Here is a 17,043-nt window from a genome sequence, read left to right on the forward strand (position 1 = left end):
ACAACACCGAGCACCGCCATTCCGGGATCGGTTACTACACCCCGGAATCCGTTCACGAGGGCACCTGGCCCGAGTGCCGGGAACGACGCCAGAGGGCCCTGGACACCGCATGGGCAGCGAACCCCCACAGGCACCACCAGCGCCCCCGGGCACCCACCGTCCACACCGAAAGCTGGATCAACGACCCCAGGAAACGAACCCGCGAACTAGCGAATCCGTCTCAAAGAGGTTGACAGGTTCCGAATACCCGACTCGACAGGCAATATGCGCGGCGCCATGCAGGGCACGCGTCGCCACGCAGGGCACGCATCGCCAGGCAGGACGTGCGTCGACGGGCAATATGCGCGGCGCCACGCAGGGCACGCGTCGCTGGGCGGAACCCGCCCCCGCCGGACAGGCAAAGGGCGGCCCTACCGTTTCCGGTGGGGCCGCCCTGGGTGCTTGCGGAGCGGGGCTCAGTAGAAGTGCACGGTGTCCACGAGGTGGGGGAGTTCGCCGCCGTCGAGGTACGTCCGCAGGTTGCTGCAGAAGCGTTCGGCGATGAGCCGGTTTTCGGCTGCGCTGAGGGCCGAGGTGTGCGGGGACACCATCACCCTGGGGTGGGTCCACAGCGGGCTGTCCTGCGGGAGCGGCTCCACGGCAAACACGTCCAGGCAGGCATAGGAGACCTGGCCGTTCCCTAGCGCCTCCAGGAGCGCCTCTTCATCCACCACGGTGCCGCGGCCCACGTTGACGAAGACCGTTCCCGGCTTCATGGCGGCGAAGACTTCGTGGCTGAAGAGTTTTTCGGTGTACGGCGTGCCGGGAAGGGTGTTGACGACGGCGTCTGCGGTGCCGAGCAGGCCGGAGAGGCCGTCGTTGTCCGTGACGCGCTCGATGCCGTCGATGGGCTCCACGGTCCGCTTTGTGCCGCTGACGCTCATGCCCAGGGCGCGGGCGATCCGTGCGGTCTCGAGCCCGATCTCGCCCAGTCCGGTGACCACCAGGCGGGAGCCGTTGACCAGGCGGGTGGGGGTGCGGAGCTCGGGCCAGACCTTGCCGGCCTGGTCCTGGGCCAGCTCGGCGCTGCGCTTGAAGCCGTTGAGGATGCCCAGGGCGGCGAACTCGGCGAGCGGCAGGGCGTGCACCCCGGCCGAGGTGGTGACCTTGAACTTCTGCAGCGTCGCGGCGTCCAGCCCTGATGCCTTCACGGCACCGCCGGCGCCGGCCGCCATGGCATGGACCCACTCAAGCCGGGGATTGCTGCCGGCGATCCGGGCGAGGCCTGCCGGGCTTTCGTTGGGGAGCCCGTACAGGACCTGGGCCTTGTTGAGCATGTCCCAGTACCGTTCTTCCTGCTCCGGCGTCCGACGGAAGTCGGGATCGCCCGCATGGTCTGCGGGAAAGCGTTCCGGCGGCAAAAGCTCGGGCTCGTAGAGGACGGTCACGGACGGATCTACGGCGCGGATGCGTTCCACCAGCTCTGCTTCGAGCGGGACGGCGATCGCGACGGTGGTTTTGGTCGTCATAGTGTTCATCATACTGAATGGAGGCTAGGATGCTGAACAGTTTCAAAAATTAACCACTGTGAAGATTAGCCACGACGGAGTGAGGCAGCATGGAGATGGACCGCAGGGAGGCCGGGTTTGTCGGCCTCGGACTAATGGGCGCGCCGATGGCCGCCAACCTCCTCGCGGCAGGGTGGACCGTCACTGCCTGGAACCGTTCGCCGGCGGCGCTGGACGCGTTCGAGGCCTTGGGCGGCTCCCGCGTGGCCAAGGTCGAGGCGCTCCGCGACCAGCCCGTCATTGTCTTCATGCTGCCGGATCTGTCCGACATTGAGGATGCCAGCGCCGCGCTGCTGGCCGGCTGGGCCGCCAGGCCGCCCGCCCCCGGAACCGCCGTGGTGGTCATGAGCAGCGTCTCGCCGTCCGCGGTGCAGGAATTCGGCGCACGGGTCGCGGAGGCGAGCGGGGGCAACGCCGTCGTCGTCGATGCGCCCGTCAGCGGCGGCACGAAGGGTGCGGCGGACGGAACTCTCGCCGTCATGGCAGGTGCCGGCGAAGAAGACTTCCGCCGGCTCCTGCCGCTCTTCACCGCGATGGGCAGCACCGTGCGGCGGCTTGGACCACTCGGTGCGGGGTCGCTCGCCAAGGCGTGCAACCAGCTGATCGTGGGAACCACGACGGCGGCGCTCGCCGAGGCCGCGGAGCTCGCCGAACGCTCCGGCATGGATGTGCCCGCCCTCTACGACGTGCTCGCGGGCGGGCTGGCCGGCAGCCGGGTCCTGGACATCGTGGGGCCACGGCTCGCCGCGAAGGACTACGAGCCCACCGGCCCCGCCAAGTTCATGCACAAGGACCTGTCCTTCGTGCTCGAAAGCGCCGCGGCAGCCGGTGCCGCGGTACCGATGGCGGCCGCCGGCGTCGACCTCTACGCGGCGCTGTTGCGCCAGGGGCTGGGGGACCGGGATCTCGCCGTCGTGCGGCAAACCATCGCCAATCTCAGCGACGGCCCCGGCGCGAGCCCCGGCGACAGCAACTCAGTCAACCCACGTGATAATCCAGCAGCAGAGACCAACTGAGGATCAGCGAACCATGAATGGACTTTTTGACCTGACAGGCCGGACCGCACTGGTCACCGGCTCCAGCCGCGGGATCGGCAACGCCCTGGCCCGGGCCCTGGCCGACGCCGGCGCCACGGTGGTGCTCAACGGCATCAACGCCGAGCGGCTCAAGGACGCCGACGCCGCCATGGCCGCCGAGTACCCGCCGGGCCGGGTGCACAGCTGCGCCTTCGACGTCACCAGCGACGCCGAGGCCGCCCGGGGCGTCGCCTGGGTGGAAGACAACGTGGGGCCGCTGGAGATCCTGGTGAACAACGCCGGCATCCAGCACCGGGTGCCGATGCTGGACCTTGACGTCGCCGACTGGGACCGCGTGATCTCCACGGACCTGACCAGCGCCTTCCTGGTGGGGCGGGCGGCGGCCCGGCACATGATCCCGCGCGGCCGCGGCAAGATCATCAACATCTGCTCGGTCCAGACCGACCTCGCCCGGCCCACCATCGCCCCCTATGTTGCGGCCAAAGGCGGCCTCCGGAACCTGACCCGGGCCATGACCGCGGAATGGGCGGCCTCGGGCCTGCAGATCAACGGGATCGCGCCTGGCTACATCCACACCGAAATGACGCAAAACCTCGTGGATGATGAGGCATTCAACTCCTGGATCCTGGGCCGGACCCCGGCGCACCGGTGGGGCACGGTGCAGGACCTGGCCGGCCCGGCAGTCTGGCTGGCCTCTTCCGGCTCGGACTTCGTCAACGGCCAGACGATCTTCATCGACGGCGGAATGACGGTGGTGGTCTGATGGGCCCTGTGGCCGAGCTCCCGGCCACGGCCGCGGCCGTGGTGGCCCACGCGGCGGGCGATCTCCGGATCGAGGACATCGCCGTGCCCGCGCCGTCGTCCGATGAAGCCGTCATCGAAGTGGCCTTCGGCGGCATCTGCGGCTCCGACCTCCACTACTGGATGCACGGTGCCGCAGGCGAGTCCGTCCTCAAGGCGCCCATGGTGCTGGGCCACGAGATCGTGGGAACCGTGATCCGCGCCGCCGCGGACGGCTCGGGGCCCGCGCCCGGCACGGCCGTCGCCGTGCATCCCGCCACGCCCGGTCCGGGCGGCGCCCGGTACCCGGAGGACCGCCCCAACCTTTCACCGGGCTGCACCTACCTGGGCAGCGCCGCGCGCTTTCCCCACACGGACGGGGCTTTCAGCCGCTACGCCACGTTGCCTGCCCGGATGCTCCGGCCGCTGCCGGCGGGGCTGGACCTGCGGACCGCGGCCCTGGCGGAGCCGGCCAGCGTTGCCTGGCACGCCGTGTCGCGCGCCGGGGATGTGGCGGGAAAGACGGCGCTGGTGGTCGGCAGCGGCCCCATCGGTGCCCTGGCCGTGGCCGTCCTCAAACGCGCCGGCGCGCGGCGGATCGTGGCCGTGGACATGCACGAGCGGCCGCTGGAAATAGCCCGCGCCGTGGGAGCCGACGCCGTCCTCAAGGGGGACGAGGCCGGGGCGATCGCGGCGGTGGAGGCCGACGTCGTCATCGAGTCCTCAGGCACCCACCAGGGCCTGGCCTCGGCGATCAAGGGCGCGGTCCGCGGCGGCAGGGTGGTCATGGTGGGTCTGCTGCCCTCCGGCCCGCAGCCAGTGCTGATCTCCCTGGCCATCACGCGCGAGCTGGAGCTGGTGGGTTCGTTCCGCTTCAATGACGAAATCGATGAGGTCCTAACGGCGCTCGCCGACGGATCGCTGCTGGTGGATCCCGTGGTCACCCACGCCTTTACGCTGGACCGCGGACTGGAAGCGTTCGACGTCGCCAGGAACGCGGCTGTTTCCGGAAAGGTCCTGCTGGACTTCCGGCCGGCCCCGGAGTGAGGCGCGCCGCCGTCGTCGAGGGCCGGGCCGGCTGTGGTGCGCTAGTGGCGCTCGACCGGGACAAAGACCCGCGGCTGGTTCTTCCAGCTCGGCTCCATCTCCGAGATGGTCTCGCGCATGATCCGGTTCGAGGCCTCGCGGGCGGCGGCGCCATCCCCGGCGGCGATGGCTTCGGCGACCTCCACGTGCCACTTCAGGGCCGTCTCGCGCGGGTGGTCCGGCATCAGGCCGTGGATGGTGCGGCCGGTCAGGGTCTCGGTCACCTGGCCGACCATGTTGGCAAACATCTCGTTGCCGGAGCCCGTCAGCAGCAGGGAATGGAACAGGATGTCCAGCTCGAGGAACCGGGGCACGTCCCCGGCCTGACCGGCGTCCCGCATGGCGTGCGAGATCTCCACGAGCTCCCGGCGGAGCTCCTCGGGCGCGTTGGCGGCGGCCAGCTCGGCGGCCACCGGCTCGACGGCGGTGCGGAGCTCGGCCAGGGAGCGCAGCTGGGCGCCGCGACCCTCGCCGGCCAGCCGCCAGCGGATCACGAGCGGATCGAAGGGGTTCCACCGGCTCGAGGGCAGCACCCGGATGCCGACGCGCTTGATGGTCTCCACCAGGCCCAGGGACTGGAGGACCCGGACAGCCTCGCGGACCACCGAGCGGGAGACCTTGAGTTCGTCCTCAAGGTGCTCGGCAAGCATGACATGCCCGGCCGGCAGCTCGCCGGCCACAATCCGGGTCCCGAGGTGCTCAATCGCACGATGATGGAGGCTGGTTGACATAGTCGTAAGCATAATGCTGCGGGCCCGGTCCAGGCCGATCGGCGGGGCGGGCGCCGGTGATCATAGACTGTTTATGACGCGCAGTATTCCGCTACGTGGGCGCTACTTTCCCGCAGCCTGCGGAAATACATATGGTTTATGGACAGCAACAAAATCCCAAGGGCGGGTTCCGCCCTCTGCGGCGCACCTGCCCGAGTCCTCGACTAACGTCGCACATGAATCGCCGTACACATGGTCTACAGAAATCATGGTGTACAAAAATGAATTGGAGTTTTGATGTCAGCACACATCGGTGTTACCGGCCTCGCGGTGATGGGGGCCAACCTCGCACGCAACCTGGCCCGGAACGGCTTCACCGTTGCCCTGCACAACCGGTCCGTGGAAAAGACAGACACCCTGCTCGCCAAGTACGGCGATGAGGGCGACTTCGTCCGCACCGAGACCCTCCAGGAACTCGTTGATTCGCTGGAGAAGCCGCGCCGCGTGCTGATCATGGTCAAGGCCGGCAAGCCGGTCGATTCCGTGATCGAGCAGCTCGAGCCGCTTCTGGAAGCGGGCGACATCATCATTGACGCCGGCAACTCGCACTACGAGGACACCCGGCGCCGCGAGGCTGCGCTCGCCAAGAAGGACCTGCACTTCGTCGGCATCGGTGTCTCCGGTGGCGAGGAAGGCGCCCTCAACGGCCCCTCGATCATGCCGGGCGGGTCCAAGGAGTCCTACGACGCCCTCGGCCCGCTGCTGGAAAAGATCGCCGCCCACGTCGACGGCCAGCCCTGCTGCGCCTGGATCGGCACCGACGGCGCCGGCCACTTCGTCAAGATGGTCCACAACGGCATCGAATACGCGGACATGCAGGTCATCGGCGAGGCCTTCGACCTCCTGCGCTCCGGCGCCGGGATCGAACCGGCCGAGCAGGCCAAGATCTTCGAAGAGTGGAACAAGGGCGACCTCGCCTCCTTCCTGATCGAAATCTCCGCCGAGGTCCTCGGCCACGTCGATGCGAAGACCGGCAAGCCGTTCGTCGACGTCGTTGTGGATGCTGCCGGCCAGAAGGGCACCGGCCGCTGGACCGTCATCTCCGCGCTCGAGCTCGGCTCCCCGACGTCGGGCATCGCAGAGTCCGTCTTCGCCCGGGCCCTGTCCTCCCAGGCCGAGCAGCGCGTGCTGGCCCAGGAGCTGCTGGCCGGCGGCGAGGCCGCCGTCGAGGTCCCCGAGAGCTTCGTCGAAGACGTCCGCCAGGCGCTCTACGCCTCCAAGCTGGTCTCCTACGCCCAGGGACTGGACATGCTCACCTCCGCGGCCAAGGAATACGGCTGGGACCTGAAGCTGGATGAAATCGCCTCGCTGTGGCGCGGCGGCTGCATCATCCGTGCCGAACTGCTCAAGGAGATCACCAAGGCCTACGCCGCCGCGGAGAAGCCGGCCAACCTGCTCTTCGCCCCGGCATTCACCAAGGCGATCGCCGAGGTCCTCCCGGCCTGGCGCCGGGTGGTGTCCACCGCGGTGCAGCTCGGCATCCCGGTGCCGGTGTTCTCCTCCTCGCTGGCTTACTACGACGGCCTGCGCCGCAAGCGCCTGCCGGCCGCCGTCATCCAGGGCCAGCGCGACCTCTTCGGTGCGCACACCTACGGCCGCGTCGACGCCGAGGGCACGTTCCACACCCTCTGGGGCGAGGACAAGTCCGAGATCGAGGCAGTCGACACCCACTAGCCCAACCCGGTTCCGACGCGACGGCCGGCACTTTCCAGATACTCTGGGAGGCGCCGGCCGTCCGTGTTTCCGGCCGCACCTGCCCCAGGAGTTCAGCGCCCAAGGAGTTTGTCTCATGCCCCAGCCCGTAGCGTTTGTCACCGGCGCCTCCACCGGGATCGGCTTCGAAACCGCGAAAAAGCTTGCCTCGGCCGGTTTCACCGTCTATGCCGGGGCCCGCCGGGTGGAGTTAATGGAGCCGCTGAAGGCCTCCGGGGTCAAGGTAGTGGCCCTGGACGTGACCGATGACGCCTCGATGAGCGCCGCCGTCGGGGACGTGCTGGCCGCGCACGGCCGGATCGACGTCCTGGTCAACAACGCCGGCTACGGGACCTACGGGTCGCTCGAGGAGGTGGAACTGGACGAGGGGCGGCGGCAGTTCGACGTGAACGTCTTCGGCCTGGCGCGCATGACGCAGCTCGTGATCCCCGCCATGCGGGCCGCGCGGGCGGGCAGGATCATCAACGTCTCATCAATCGGCGGCAAGATGTATGAGCCGCTGGGCGCCTGGTACCACGCGACGAAGTTTGCTGTGGAAGGCCTGAGCGATTCGCTGCGAATCGAGCTCAAGCCGCACGGCGTTGATGTGGCCATCATCGAGCCCGCCGGGACGCAGTCCGAGTGGGGCGCCATTGCGGCGCAGGGGCTGCTGGCCAGCTCCGGGAACGGCCCCTACGCGGCCCAGGCCAAGGTGGTGGCGGCGGCGCTGGGCACCACGGACAACCCCGCAACCTCGGCGCGGCCGGAGCTGGTGGCTGAGGCGATCCTGCACGCTGCGACCGCCCGGCGGCCCAAGACCCGGTACCCGGTCGGTGCCAGCGCCCGGGGGATCCTGCTGCTGCGCCACCTGCTGCCGGACCGGGCGTTCGACGCCGTCCTGTGGAACATTTACAAGCGGATCCCGGGTCAGGCTGCCTAGATACGCTATTCGGCCTAGATCCGGTATTCGATCAGGTATTCGGCCGGGTCGACGGCGGGCTTGGTCTCGCGCTGCGCGTCGCGGTGCCGCCAGGTGGCCGGCACGCCGGTGACGATTGATTCGGCCGGGGCGTCCTTGACCACCACGGCGTTGGCGCCGACGGCGCTGTCCCGGCCGATGGTGATGGGGCCCAGGATCTTGGCGCCCGCGCCGATCACCACGCGGTCCTCGATGGTGGGGTGGCGCTTAATCTTGGCGAGCGAGCGGCCGCCGAGGGTCACGCCGTGATAGATCATGACGTCCTCGCCGATCTCGGCCGTCTCGCCGATGACCACACCCATGCCGTGGTCGATGAAGAAGCGCCGGCCGATTGTCGCGCCGGGATGAATCTCGATGCCGGTCAGGAACCGGGCGAGCTGGGAGATGAGCCGGGCCGGGAACCGCAGGGCCGGGTTTTGCCACAGCCGGTGCGTCAGGCGGTGGAACCAGATCGCGTGCAGGCCGGAATAGGCGAAGAAGTTCTCAAAAGAACCTCGAGCCGCCGGGTCGTGGGACCGGGCGGCGTCGAGGTCTTCCTTCAGTCTTGCGAAGAAGCTCACAAAGACCTTTCTGGGCAATCGTGGGACAGCGGACTTAGCCGCGGATGTCGTCGTACAGCACGGTGGAGATGTAGCGCTCACCAAAGTCGCAAACCACGGCAACAATGAGTTTACCGGCGTTCTCCGGGCGCTTGGCGAGCTCCAGGGCCGCCCAGACGATGGCGCCGGAGGAGATGCCGCCCAGGATGCCTTCCTTGATGCCGAGTTCGCGCGCGACGCGGACGGAATCTTCCAGCGTGGCGTCGATGACCTCGTCATAGACGTTGGTGTCCAGGATTTCCGGGACGAAGTTCGCGCCGAGACCCTGGATCTTGTGCGGACCCGGGGCGCCGCCGTTGAGGATGGCGGAGTCCTTCGGCTCAACGGCGATGATCTGGACTCCAGGCTTGCGTTCCTTCAGGACCTGTCCGACGCCGGTGACGGTTCCGCCGGTGCCGACGCCGGCGACGAAGATGTCGACCTTGCCGTCGGTGTCAACCCAGATTTCCTCGGCCGTGGTGCGGCGGTGGACCTCCGGGTTGGCCTCGTTGGCGAACTGCTGGGCCCAGATGGAGTTCTCCGTGTTGGCCACGATCTCCTGGGCCTTCTCCACGGCGCCGCGCATGCCCTCGGAACCGGGAGTCAGGACGATTTCGGCGCCGTAGGCGCGCAGCATGACCCGGCGTTCGGTGGACATGGTTTCCGGCATGGTCAGGATGACCCGGTAGCCGCGGGCCGCGCCCACCATGGCCAGGGCGATCCCGGTGTTGCCGGATGTGCCTTCGACGATGGTGCCGCCGGGCTTGAGGGCACCGGACTTCTCGGCAGCGTCAATGATGGCGACGCCGATCCGGTCCTTGACGCTGTTGGCCGGGTTGTAGAACTCCAGCTTGACGGCCACGGTGGCGTCAAGGCCTTCGGTCAGCCGGTTCAGCCGGACCAGCGGAGTTCCGCCTACCAGCTGGGTTACATCGTCATAGATCGGTGCCATGTATGTATGCCTGTCTTTGAAGAGGGTTGACTGAGGTCAGCCTAACGAGCGCCTAGAGGCCCTAGCTAAGCATTAAGCCACGCAGAGTAATATTTCCTCGCCTTGGCCAGCTTCGGGTTGATGATGACCTGGCAGTAGCCCTCCTCGGGGTACTTGGCGAAGAAGTCCTGGTGGATTTCCTCGGCCACATGGAACTTCGGCAGCCTGCTGACCTCGGTGACGATCGGGTGCCGCCACAGGGCCTGGTTCCGTTCGATCGCCTCCTCGAACAGGATCTTTTCCTCGGTGGTTTCGTAGAACATCGAGGAGCGGTACTGGGTCCCGACGTCGTAGCCCTGCCGGTTCAGCGTGGTGGGGTCGTGGAGGACGAAGAACATGTCCAGGATGACCTCGGCGGGAATGACGTCCTCGTCGAACGTCACCGCCACCACCTCGGCATGGCCTGTGGTTCCGGAGCACACAGAGTAATAGTCGGGGTTGTGGTCATGGCCTCCGGTGTAGCCCGAGACGACCGAGCTGACGCCCTTGGTTTTCTGGTAGACGGCGTCGAGGCACCAAAAGCAGCCTCCGCCGAGGACAAAAGTTCTCATGATCTCTTCAATGGTTCGAGGGCCCCGATGATTCCCCACCCACCTTACGAGAGTGTTACGAGTGACCGGGCCGCCCGCGGATAGGGTAAAAATGGGGGTATGGAACCTGTGAACACCGATGTTTCAGCGGAATCCGACGGCCCTGCTGCCGCCGTCGACGGCGATACCGGCACCGCGGACGCCCCCGGCGCCGCGACGCTGGGCATGATCCAGCTGGCGGTGGAGGAACTCTGGCCTGAATCCCTCGCCGAGGATTGGGACGAGGTGGGCCTGGTGGCCGGCCACCCGGGCGCCGAGGTGCGCCGGGTCATGTTCGCGGTCGATCCGACCATTGACGTGATCGAGGAAGCCATCGACTTCGGTGCCGAGCTGCTCATCACCCACCATCCGCTGCTGCTCAAGGGCGTGACGTCCGTCGCCGCGAACACGGCCAAAGGCAAGGCCGTGCACCGCCTCATCGAGTCCGGGACCGCGCTGATGACCGTGCACACCAACGGTGACTCCGCCGTCGGGGGTGTCTCCGACGTCCTGGCCGATGCGCTGGGCCTGCAGAACGTGGCCCCGCTGACGCCTGCCGCGAACGGGCTCCCCGAGGAAGGCATCGGCCGCGTCGGCGACCTCGAAGAGGTCCTGACGCTGGGTGATTTCGCGGCCCGCGTCTACGGCATCCTGCCCTCGGTGGCCGGCGGCGTCAGGGTATCTGGGGACCGGGACGGGCTGATCCGGCGGGTGGCTGTCTGCGGCGGCGCCGGCGATTCCCTCTTCGGCGAGGTGCGGGCCAGCAACGCGGACGTCTACGTGACGGCGGACCTGCGGCATCACCCGGCATCGGAAGCCCGGGAGGCGGCGGTCAACGACCGGCCGTACCTGATCGACGTTTCCCACTTCGCCAGCGAATGGCTGTGGCTGCCTGCGGCCGCCGAAGCGCTGGGCAATGTGCTCACCGACCAGGGCCACGACGTCGAGATCCGGGTCAGTACCACCAACAGCGACCCGTGGGACTTCATTCTGACTCCGGGCGGGGACTAGAGTCTAAGGAGCGCCGAGACGGTGCCCGGCTTCGGCCGGATTGGATTTAGCGGAGGTAAATAGTGGCCAAGGCAGCACCGGCGGAACAGTTGAAGTTGCTCGAATTGCAGGGACTCGATGCCAAGCTCAAGTCCTTGTCCAACCGCCGACGAAGCCTTGAAAGCGATTCCCGGATCACGGACCTGGAGGCCGCCCTCAGCGTGGCCAACGGTGAACTCGGTGCCGCGAAGGTGGCCGTCCACGACGCGGAACTTGAACTCAAGCGCTCCGAGGCCGATGTCGAGCAGGTCGCCTCCCGGATCGAACGCGACGAGGCCAGGCTCAACAGCGGCACGGGCCTGTCCAAGGACCTCGTCGCCCTGCAGCGCGACCTCGTCTCCCTGAACAAGCGCCGTTCGGACCTCGAAGACGTCGAGCTCGAAGTCCTCGAACGGCTCGACTCGCTCCGCGCCCGCCAGGGGGCCCAGCAGCAGATCGTGGACGACATCCAGGGCTCCTTCGGCTCCATCCGTGCCGAGCTGGACGAGCAGCTGGCCGAGATCGCCGCCGAAGCCACGGTGGTGCGCGGACAGCGTGCCGAGTTCGCCGCGGGACTCGACGCCGGAATGCTCGCCGTCTACGAGAAGACCCTGGCCAAGCGCGGCGTCGGGGCTGCCCGGCTCTTCCACGGCACCTCGGAAGGCTCCGGCATGCACCTCAGCCCCGGCGACCTGGCCGAGATCAAGGCCGCCGCCGAGGACGACATCGTCTTTTGCCCGGACTCCGGCTGCATCCTGGTCCGCTCGGCCGAGTGGGTCTAACCACCCAACTGACTGGCAGCTGGGGCCGTTTTGACGCCTGAGAACGGCCCCTGCTGCGAGCTAGTTGGGCAGGATGATGTTCAGGGTGTGCGGCTTCCGGGCCGTGCCCTCAATGAGTTCCGCAGCCCATTTCTCCGCCGCCGCCCTCTGCAGCTGCGCGGGGGTTTGGGGGGCCTTGCCCCGGCGGCTGAGCAAATGCCGTGCCAGCTCGCCCCGGGTGTGTTTGGCAAAGTGGCTGACCACCTTGCGCACGCCGGCGGTCTCGGTGAAGACGTTCACGGCCACCGTCTGTTCCGGCGGGGGAGCCCACGCCGCGGCGTAGGTGCTGGACCGGCAGTCCACTAACAGCTCACCCGCGGCGGCCGCGGCCAGGGCGTCGCCCAGTTGCGGCTTCCAGAACGAGGCCAGCCGTCCGACGTCGGGAAGCGACGTCCCCATCGACAGCCGGTAGGCGGGCACGCGGTCGGCGAAGCGGATGGCGCCCCACAGGGCGGAGATCACCAGCACCGAGTCATCTGCTCTCTTCCGCTGCGCCGGGGTCAGGGAGTCGTAGCCCAGCGCGTCAAAGAGCACCCCGGAATACACCTGGTGGGCCGGGGCGGCAGGTTCTGCGTGCAGCCGGGTGTTGCGTTCGACGTCGGCACTCAGGGACGCGCCGACGCCCAGCAGCGCCAGGGCGTCCTCGTGGGCGCTGACGGTGCCGAGCGCGTCCAGGACCTTGGCTCGGGAGCTGTTGAGGTCGGGAAAGCTCAACGCGGTCCAGTCGGCGGTATCCCCGCCCGTCGCGGGGGTCTTGCCCTCGGAGGGCGRCAGCAGAATTAGCACCGTACGATCTTACCGGCGGCGGCCTGCCCGGGACCGCAGTCCAGGGCCCGGCGGCGGCGGGTTCAGGCGAGGTTGTAGCCCATGAATGACAACACGTCGGGCAGGATGGTGCGCCAGTAGGAGTAGTCGTGGCCGCCGGGCCGGAAGCCGCCCTCGATCTCACCCGGGAGTTCCGCCCGGTACTGGCGAACTGTGGCGGCAAGCTCGTCCCCGGTGCCGCAGTCGATCCGCTTGGGCACCGCCGCGAGCCGGGGCCGGAGCGCGAACACGTCGTTGGCGGCGAAGTCGGCCGGGCCGTCGAACGCGGATCCCTCCCGTGGGTCGTAGTGGTCCCAGACCGCCGGACTCATCGCCGCGACGGCCCGCACCCCGGGCAGCCGGCCCTGCGAGGCCAGCAGGAGGGCCCCGAAGCCTCCCATGGAGATGCCGAAGAGGCCGATCCTGCCAAGGTCGAAGCCCCGGCGGCCCAGGAACGGAACAAACTCCTTCACCAGCATCGACTGGGTGTCGCTGCCGTCGGCGCGGGCGTGCCACCAGGTGTTTCCGCCGTCCACCGCCGCGATCGCGAAGGGCGCGCCGCCGGCGTCGAGGTGCCGTTGCAGGGCCTCGTGGGCCGCCAGGTCCTCCAGCAGAGCGGTGTGGCTGCCGTTGAGCCCGTGAAGAAACACAGCCAGGGGCAGTTCGGGCTGCGCGCCGCCGGGCGGCAACTCCGGTTTTGCCAGCGACCAGTGGGTCGCGGTCCCCGGGCGGAAAGCCGAGACGAATGACCCTGTGCTGGTGCGGACCGTCAACGGGCCGGCGGGGGCTGGTGGCGCTGTCGCCGTCGGGCCGGCTGGCGCGGGCGGAGACGTCTCGGTGGGGGCGATGCCGGCAGTGCAGGCTGTGAGGGCGGTCGCGCCAAGGCCGATTCCTGCCAGCTCAAGCAGCCGGCGCCGGGTCAGCGCAGCCTTGTCCATCCCTCGATAGTAGGTCCGGCGCGGACTACGCAGCCCTGATCGGCGGCGCCGGCGTCGTTGTCGGTGCCTCTGGCGTCGCCGTCATCGCTGTCCTGGCCACATGGTCCTCGCGTGCCAGGAAGGCGGCCAGTTCGGCGATGGTGCTCATCAGGGGAGCCGGGAAGACGACGGTTGAGTTCTTGTCCACCCCGATCTCAACGAGGGACTGAAGATTCCGCAACTGCAGGGCAACGGGGTGGGCCATCATCGTGTCGGATGCCGTGCCGAGCGCCACGGCGGCGATCGCCTCTCCTTCGGCCGCGATGATCTTGGCCCGCTTCTCCCGCTCGGCCTCCGCCTGCCGGGCCATCGCCCGCTTCATGCTCTCGGGGAGCTGGATGTCCTTGAGCTCGACGAGCGTCACTTCGACACCCCATTCCAGGGTCAGTGCGTCCAGGATTTCCCGGATGTCGCTATTGATGCGCTCGGTCTCCGACAGCGTCTGGTCCAGGCTGTGGCGGCCGACCACCTTCCGCAGTGTGGTCTGGGCGATCTGGTTGATGGCCGCCGCCACGTCTTCGATCGCCACGACGGACTTCACGGAGTCGATCACCCGGTAGTACGCCACGGCCGAGATATCGACGCTGACGTTGTCCTGGGTGATGATGCCTTGCGACTGGATCGGCATTGTCACGATCCGCAGGCTCACCAGCTGAAGACGGTCCACCACCGGGATGATGAACCGCAGGCCGGGCATCCGGACCGCGACCACCCGGCCCAGCCGGAACAGGACACCTTGTTCGTATTGGCGCACAATCTTGATCGACATCTTGGCGACTATGACCACCAGGACGATCGCAAGCAGCCAGATGATAATAGCGATCCAGTTCATCGGGATCTCTTCCTTGACTAGCAGGAATCCTGCTTTAATTCTCCCACCGGCCGCCCCGAAAGGCTGCGGTGCGGCTGCGCCGGCCGGGAGAACGTAGAATGAACTGCGGATGGGTTGACCAGGCGGCCGCGCGTCACGCAAGTGGCTCGAGGAACGTCCGGGCTCCGCAGAGCAGGGTGGTGGGTAACGCCCACTCGGGGTAACCCGCAGGCCAGTGCCACAGAGAACAGACCGCCTGCGTGCGGCGTGTGCTTGCACAGGCAGCAGGGCAGGTAAGGGTGAAACGGTGGTGTAAGAGACCACCAGCTTCCCGGGTGACCGGGAAGGCTAGGTAAACCCCACCCGGAGCAAGGCCAGACAGGGCACGTTTGAGGGCTGCTCGCCCGAGTGTCCGGGTAGGCCGCTGGAGGGCGTCGGCAACGGCGTCCGTAGATGGATGGCCGCTACTCCCGCGCCGGTAACAGCGCGGGAACACAGAACCCGGCGTATCGGTCAACCCATCCAACTAACCCGCCGGAAAGTCCATTCCTGCCTGGAGCGGGATTCGGCCGTCACAGGCTGCCGGCCGGGGTCGCGTGCCTGCACGGTATCAAGCTTGGGAAAACCTTGAGGCATGGTTGACATCACCCCGGCGAGACCCGACACTTCAATGAACGCTTCAGGTAACGGTGCATGGGCGATGGTTGAGGAGTCAAAGTGCCGGACGACGCAGCATACGACTATGTCATCGCCGGCGGTGGCACAGGCGGCAGCGTCCTGGCCGGCAGACTTAGCGAAGACCCTTCGATGCGCGTGCTGCTGCTCGAGGCGGGCCGGTCCGACCGCCATCCATTCATCCACATGCCCGCGGGCTTCCCGAGACTCAAGGGAGGCCCTTACCAATGGCAGTATCGGAGCGTTCCGCAAAAGCACAGCAACGGCCGCAGCATCCAGCTCCCTCAAGGCCGCGGGCTCGGCGGCGGCGGGTCCATCAACTCCCAGGTCTTCACCCGCGGAGTGGCCCAGGACTACGACGGGTGGGTCGCGGACTACGGATGCGAGGGCTGGTCCGCCGCCGAGGTGTCCAAGTATTTCATTCGCTCGGAGTCAAACTCCAGGCTCTCAGGACCCCACCATGGAACGCAAGGACCACTCGGCGTCTCTGACCTCCGGCGTCCGCACACGCTCTCGGCAGCGTTCGTACAGGCGGGCCAGGAGTTCGGCCTGCCATATAACAGCGACTTCAATGGCGCCAAACAGCACGGGGTCGGCTTCTACCAGACCACCACGAAGAACGGCCGCCGGTGCAGCGCGGCGGCGGCATATCTCAAACCCGCGCGCGGGCGCCGCAATCTCACGGTCCGCGTCAACGTGACGGTCTCCAAGGTGATCATCAAGAACGGCCGGGCCGTCGGCATCCAGACGATTGAAGGCGGAGTCGCGCGAACCTACGGTGCCCGGCGCGAGGTGCTGATCGCCAGCGGCGCGTTCGGTTCGCCCAAGCTGCTGCAGCTTTCGGGCATAGGCGACCCGGCAGACCTTGTTGCCGCCGGCATCGACACCGTCCACGCCCTGCCCGGGGTCGGGAAGAACCTGCAGGACCACCTTGACCTGGACATCATCTACGAACTCACCGACGACCACAGCCTGGACCGATTCAATCGCGTGCGCCCTGCGACCGTCCTGGCGGGCCTCGAGTATCTGGCCTTCCGCTCGGGACCGTTCGCGTCCAACCTCGTCGAGGCGGGTGGCTTCAGCTACGCGAACACACATGAGAAGACCCCGGACCTGCAGTTCCACTTCCTGCCCGCGGCGAGGTCGGAGCCGGGCTTCGCGTCGCTGCGGCCCGGATTCGGGGCGACGCTGAACTCGTACTTCCTGCGCCCCCGCAGCCGGGGGACAGTTCGTGTCGCGTCCTCAGATCCCACAATGACACCGCTCATCGATCCGAATTTCCTAGCGGACGACTACGATCTTGAGATGACGATCGCCGGCGTGAAGCAGAGCCGGCAGATCATGGAGCAGTCAACGATGGCAGCGTTCGTCAAGAAGGAGCACATCGGCGACGGCTCCCGCGTGGCAACCCGCGACGAGTACGTGAATTTCGTGCGCTCTTACGGACGGACCTCCTACCATCCGGTCGGCACCTGTGCCATGGGAACCTCCGATGATTCCGTCGTCTCCCCGCGGCTGAAGGTCCACGGGCTGGAGGGATTGCGCGTGGTTGACTCCTCGATCATGCCCCGGCTGATCAGCGCCAACACGCAGGCACCCACCATCATGATCGCGGAAAAAGCCGTCGACATGATCCTCGAGGACGCAGCCAGGCTGACGCCCGGCGCGGATGGTTTTGCCCACTTCTACAGGGCCCCAGACAGCGTGTGAGTCAATTCACGCGCAACAGGGCACCTGACCGTACCGGGTCGCCCGTAGAATTGATGGTGAACGTAGAAGTTCTGCCGCCGGGTCTGCGTTCGCAGCCGGCGGTTTTTTCTTTGCGCTCGATGAGGCGCCCGGGGTGGACCGAATCCCCGCCGGTGCCCGGTACCGGACACCCTCCGGCGGCCGACTT

16 protein-coding genes, 1 other RNA gene and 1 pseudogene are annotated in these 17,043 nt (G+C 67.6%); 10 read left to right on the forward strand and 8 right to left on the reverse strand.

Annotation, left to right across the window (positions count from 1 at the left end):
* A pseudogene (locus AC1DZQ_RS05800) lies at positions 1-233 on the forward strand (hypothetical protein); the annotation flags it as partial.
* Between the two features lie 222 nt (positions 234-455).
* Here the strand turns inward: AC1DZQ_RS05800 and AC1DZQ_RS05805 are convergent.
* A complete protein-coding gene (locus AC1DZQ_RS05805; protein ID WP_476962621.1) occupies positions 456-1,520 on the reverse strand; it encodes a D-2-hydroxyacid dehydrogenase in 1,065 nt (354 codons plus the stop codon).
* An 83-nt stretch (positions 1,521-1,603) separates the two neighbouring features.
* Between AC1DZQ_RS05805 and AC1DZQ_RS05810 the strand changes: the two genes are divergently transcribed.
* From AC1DZQ_RS05810 to AC1DZQ_RS05820, 3 genes are read left to right on the forward strand one after another with little or no spacing between them, the layout of a single operon-like run.
* On the forward strand, positions 1,604-2,563 hold the full coding sequence (locus AC1DZQ_RS05810; protein WP_476962827.1) for an NAD(P)-dependent oxidoreductase: 960 nt from the start codon (positions 1,604-1,606) through the stop codon (positions 2,561-2,563).
* Between the two features lie 13 nt (positions 2,564-2,576).
* Complete coding sequence (locus AC1DZQ_RS05815; protein ID WP_476962622.1) at positions 2,577-3,347, forward strand: SDR family oxidoreductase; 771 nt, start codon at positions 2,577-2,579, stop codon at positions 3,345-3,347.
* The gene (locus AC1DZQ_RS05820) at positions 3,347-4,411 is read left to right on the forward strand and encodes an L-idonate 5-dehydrogenase (protein WP_476962623.1); all 1,065 of its coding nucleotides are present in this window, start codon (positions 3,347-3,349) and stop codon (positions 4,409-4,411) included. Before AC1DZQ_RS05815 ends, AC1DZQ_RS05820 begins: the two co-directional genes overlap by 1 nt.
* 41 nt (positions 4,412-4,452) lie before the next feature.
* Here AC1DZQ_RS05820 and AC1DZQ_RS05825 read toward each other — a convergent pair whose 3' ends face one another.
* Positions 4,453-5,181, reverse strand: coding sequence for a FadR/GntR family transcriptional regulator (locus tag AC1DZQ_RS05825; protein ID WP_476962624.1), 729 nt, complete (start codon positions 5,179-5,181; stop codon positions 4,453-4,455).
* A gap of 276 nt (positions 5,182-5,457) precedes the next feature.
* Here AC1DZQ_RS05825 and gndA point away from each other — a divergent pair, with 276 nt between their 5' ends.
* Complete coding sequence (gene gndA, locus AC1DZQ_RS05830; protein WP_018773415.1) at positions 5,458-6,894, forward strand: NADP-dependent phosphogluconate dehydrogenase; 1,437 nt, start codon at positions 5,458-5,460, stop codon at positions 6,892-6,894.
* A gap of 115 nt (positions 6,895-7,009) precedes the next feature.
* Positions 7,010-7,852 (forward strand): oxidoreductase, encoded by an 843-nt coding sequence (locus AC1DZQ_RS05835; RefSeq protein WP_476962625.1) that lies wholly within the window; start codon positions 7,010-7,012, stop codon positions 7,850-7,852.
* Positions 7,853-7,866: 14 nt separating this feature from the next.
* Here the strand turns inward: AC1DZQ_RS05835 and epsC are convergent, their stop codons facing one another.
* The 3 genes from epsC to msrA all read right to left on the reverse strand — a co-directional run bounded on the left by epsC (position 7,867) and on the right by msrA (position 10,011).
* Complete coding sequence (gene epsC / locus AC1DZQ_RS05840; protein ID WP_018773413.1) at positions 7,867-8,451, reverse strand: serine O-acetyltransferase EpsC; 585 nt, start codon at positions 8,449-8,451, stop codon at positions 7,867-7,869.
* Positions 8,452-8,485: 34 nt separating this feature from the next.
* Entirely contained in the window at positions 8,486-9,421 is a 936-nt protein-coding gene (gene cysK, locus AC1DZQ_RS05845; protein ID WP_476962626.1) for a cysteine synthase A, read from the reverse strand.
* 65 nt (positions 9,422-9,486) lie between these two features.
* On the reverse strand, positions 9,487-10,011 hold the full coding sequence (gene msrA / locus AC1DZQ_RS05850) for a peptide-methionine (S)-S-oxide reductase MsrA (protein ID WP_476962627.1): 525 nt from the start codon (positions 10,009-10,011) through the stop codon (positions 9,487-9,489).
* 99 nt (positions 10,012-10,110) lie between these two features.
* On the opposite strand from msrA, the gene AC1DZQ_RS05855 reads away from it, so the two are divergent.
* A complete protein-coding gene (locus AC1DZQ_RS05855) occupies positions 10,111-11,040 on the forward strand; it encodes a Nif3-like dinuclear metal center hexameric protein (protein WP_476962628.1) in 930 nt (309 codons plus the stop codon).
* 62 nt (positions 11,041-11,102) lie between these two features.
* Positions 11,103-11,840, forward strand: a complete 738-nt coding sequence (locus AC1DZQ_RS05860; protein ID WP_476962629.1) for a zinc ribbon domain-containing protein — start codon at positions 11,103-11,105, stop codon at positions 11,838-11,840.
* Between the two features lie 60 nt (positions 11,841-11,900).
* On the opposite strand, the gene AC1DZQ_RS05865 is transcribed toward AC1DZQ_RS05860, so the two are convergent.
* The 3 genes from AC1DZQ_RS05865 to AC1DZQ_RS05875 all read right to left on the reverse strand — a co-directional run bounded on the left by AC1DZQ_RS05865 (position 11,901) and on the right by AC1DZQ_RS05875 (position 14,492).
* Positions 11,901-12,665 (reverse strand): YaaA family protein, encoded by a 765-nt coding sequence (locus tag AC1DZQ_RS05865; protein ID WP_476962630.1) that lies wholly within the window; start codon positions 12,663-12,665, stop codon positions 11,901-11,903.
* A 62-nt stretch (positions 12,666-12,727) separates the two neighbouring features.
* Positions 12,728-13,621: an alpha/beta hydrolase gene (locus AC1DZQ_RS05870; protein WP_476962631.1), complete on the reverse strand. Its 894-nt coding sequence runs from the start codon at positions 13,619-13,621 to the stop codon at positions 12,728-12,730.
* A gap of 25 nt (positions 13,622-13,646) precedes the next feature.
* Positions 13,647-14,492, reverse strand: coding sequence for an SPFH domain-containing protein (locus tag AC1DZQ_RS05875; protein ID WP_476962632.1), 846 nt, complete (start codon positions 14,490-14,492; stop codon positions 13,647-13,649).
* A 110-nt stretch (positions 14,493-14,602) separates the two neighbouring features.
* Between AC1DZQ_RS05875 and rnpB the strand changes: the two genes are divergently transcribed.
* Together rnpB and AC1DZQ_RS05885 are read left to right on the forward strand one after the other, a co-directional pair.
* An RNA gene (rnpB, locus tag AC1DZQ_RS05880) (RNase P RNA component class A) lies at positions 14,603-14,996 on the forward strand.
* A gap of 192 nt (positions 14,997-15,188) precedes the next feature.
* Positions 15,189-16,856, forward strand: a complete 1,668-nt coding sequence (locus tag AC1DZQ_RS05885; RefSeq protein WP_476962633.1) for a GMC family oxidoreductase — start codon at positions 15,189-15,191, stop codon at positions 16,854-16,856.
* Positions 16,857-17,043 lie beyond the last annotated feature (187 nt).

The sequence above is a fragment of the Arthrobacter sp. P1_C12_2 genome (assembly GCF_056406415.1).